The 2,675-nt window shown below is 58.2% G+C and carries 2 protein-coding genes; one reads left to right on the top strand and one right to left on the bottom strand.

Features of this window, described 5'->3' with window-relative positions; all coding sequences use genetic code 11:
* Positions 1-220, top strand: a 220-nt coding sequence (locus AC3YOG_RS20590; RefSeq protein WP_489936465.1) for a hypothetical protein, incomplete at its 5' end; no start/stop codon positions are given.
* Between the two features lie 54 nt (positions 221-274).
* Here the strand turns inward: AC3YOG_RS20590 and AC3YOG_RS20585 are convergent.
* Positions 275-1,213, bottom strand: a complete 939-nt coding sequence (locus tag AC3YOG_RS20585; protein WP_489936464.1) for an HNH endonuclease — start codon at positions 1,211-1,213, stop codon at positions 275-277.
* Positions 1,214-2,675: the final 1,462 nt, after the last annotated feature.

The raw sequence follows: 2,675 nt of genomic DNA, 5'->3' as shown, positions 1-2,675 counted from the left end.
TGCAGCGGTGATCGGGGATATAAGCGACCCCATCGCCACCGTCAACACGCTAAATGACAAAACTGACTTCTGGTTCCACCAGAAAGCAGAGCCTGTGGATAACGCGAAGCTCGCCAGTAGGAAGCCAACTTCGAATAGCAGCGCCCTTGATCCCGCCGCGCAGGTAGTGTGGAGCCGCTTGACCGGTGGGTTTGCCGGCGATGCTGGTCCCCTGACGTAAGAGAACATGCACATAGAGCGGCGATAGGGCCATCCGGCGGTGAAACCCAGCTAGTCATGCAGGGTCACGCTGATCTGTGTCTTGAACAGACGCGAGCTCGGAGTGCCCACAGCCCTCCGTGACATGCCATTTCAAGCCAAGCCGACGCATGCAAAGCCAGGCAGTGGCCGCGGCGGGCGGCCAGAGGAGTTCCTGCGCCTGATCCAACATCTGAGGAACGACCGCCCGAACAAGCAGGCCCCGAATAGCTCCGGCGTTGACGAGTCTCGAATGCTTAGTGCTGTTCCGTAGAGGCAATCCCTTGCGTCCTGCCGGCTGGTGGATCGCGGCCAAGCGCTGGCGATTGCGACGGATCAGATTAATGTCCGGCAGCTCACTGCCTGACATTGGCAGATGGAGGTGACGAAAGCGTATCGCCTCCGTGTCCGCATCTTCCACATTGGGAGACCACGAATAGTCATCGTGAAGCGTAATAAGACCAGCGTCGTACCGAGCGTGCCAAGTTGGCGCCAGGAGAATTCCGCTCGAAACTGTGTTCCAGGGCTCAAGCCAATAAGGGTAGATGTGAGCAGCCTCGAGCCCACATTCATTTGTCTCGATGTTCAACAAGCGAACCAGGCTAATCGCACATCTACCCTGATACGCGCGATAGACGTCATACGTGAACTTTGGATCTCTGATTCGGACATGGCGTTCCCGGAAGAGGGGCAAGTCCGCCCTGGGATCCTTCATACCCGCTTGGTGAGCTCCGTACTCCGCAGCAAGAATACTAGCTAACTCCGAAGTGGAAATTTCCCTCACATCTTCGGCGGCCCTCCAGCCGGCAAAAGCACCAGCGGGATTGAGGAGAGCGGCTTCTAGAACGGCGCCATTCGCCAGCATCGGGCGAGGTGTCTTGAATGCCACCACATTATCAAGCTCAATGACGCAGTGCTCTGGATCATCGGCGCGGTTATACACCTCCACCAGGATAGCAGCAGCGAAGTAGCCCACCGGAAGGCTTGGCTCCGCCGTCTCTCGCCCACTCTGGTATAGTACAACCCGGTGACCGACACACGAGCTTGCAACGTCAGCGAATTCGGAACGAACGCGACAGAACCCAGTCTGCTCAAAGACTTCCCGCGTCGTGGGATTTATCATGGGCCACCAGAGCTCATTAGCATAACTACGTATTTACCCGGTTAAGGGGCCCAGCCCTGGGGCCCCTTCGTTCGCTGGCCACCCCGCCAAGTTCCGGGTCTGCAGTGGTCAAAAGCCGCGCAGGTATGATCTTCGACCTCCATGTGTCCTAAAGACTTGAAGGAAACACAGGTTGAACCAAAGTGAAGGCTGTAAGACAGAGCCGATCCGGTGCTGGCGAATGAACCTGACGGCTCACCTACTTACGCAGGCGCGAAACTGCCTTGTTGCTGATAGTGCCGCGATGGTTTGCCTCGAATACCTTGGGGACCGAGCCTCCAGCGTTCACCTCCGGAGTGTGCATCAGCAATATCGAACTCTGCTCGCTGCAGTTTCGCGAGGTTCGGAGCACAACCGAGGAGAATCTTCACGTAAGACCCGCGTCCCTGCGGATTGCCGCAGCCACTAACCGCAGCCGCAAGTCCCCTCATCTAAAGCCATCCGCGTGATAAGCCGACATGCCAACTGACAAGTCCTCGAGATCGGCTCGCGTTATGATGCCAAGACGCTCGTGGCTAAAGGCGATCGTGACCCGAGGGAACCATCGGCCACAACCGTGACGACGTATGCTGAGGCAGGGCGCAAGCCACTGCCCTGCCGCCACTCGCGAGTAAAGGTGAAGCCTATCTGGCGAGCTTACGAGCCGCCCAAGCAATGATTTCTCTAGCCTCGGCCTTCCTCGCCGAACCGCTTAGGCCGTGGCCGAGCAGAGAACCCTCCTGCTCAGCGTAACGGATAGTTCTTCGCCATGCGCAGCAACCATTCCCCTACGCAGAGCAGCAAGCGCGGGGGGTGCTTGCGCGGTTCCTCTTCCATCGTTTATCAACTTCGGCTGAAAAGGGGCCCGGGTTCCCCGTTGGTTGCGGTGAACTACGGGGGGCGTTCCAGCTGGTGGTGCGCCCGATCGATCTCATCAGAATGAGTTCGCGGTTGGTAGGGGGTCGGTGAGGGCAACCTGCCAGCTCCCAGGCGCTGTTCCTTCGCCCGGCTGGTTTCCTGCATCGCCGTTAACTCAATTGTAAGGGGCGGCCGGGTTCACAACAACAAACTCCCGCGGAGAAGTGGGTAGCCGCGGACTTCCTCCTCAGCTCGGGTGCTGTAGCGGCTGTCAAAGCCAACCTCTTCCCCTGCTTCATTGCTCCGAACGCGAAAAAGCCCCGCCTCATTTCTGAGTGCGGGGCTTTTTTGTTTTCGACGACGTATTGAGACATCCGTTTTTGGCAGACCTGGCAGCGACCTACTCTCCCAAGCCTTAAGACTTAGTACCATTGGCGCG

It is taken from the genome of Devosia sp. Z6_126, from assembly GCF_058133495.1.
The sequence above is the reverse complement of the archived record's forward strand: the minus strand, read 5'-3'. Positions and strand labels throughout refer to the sequence as shown.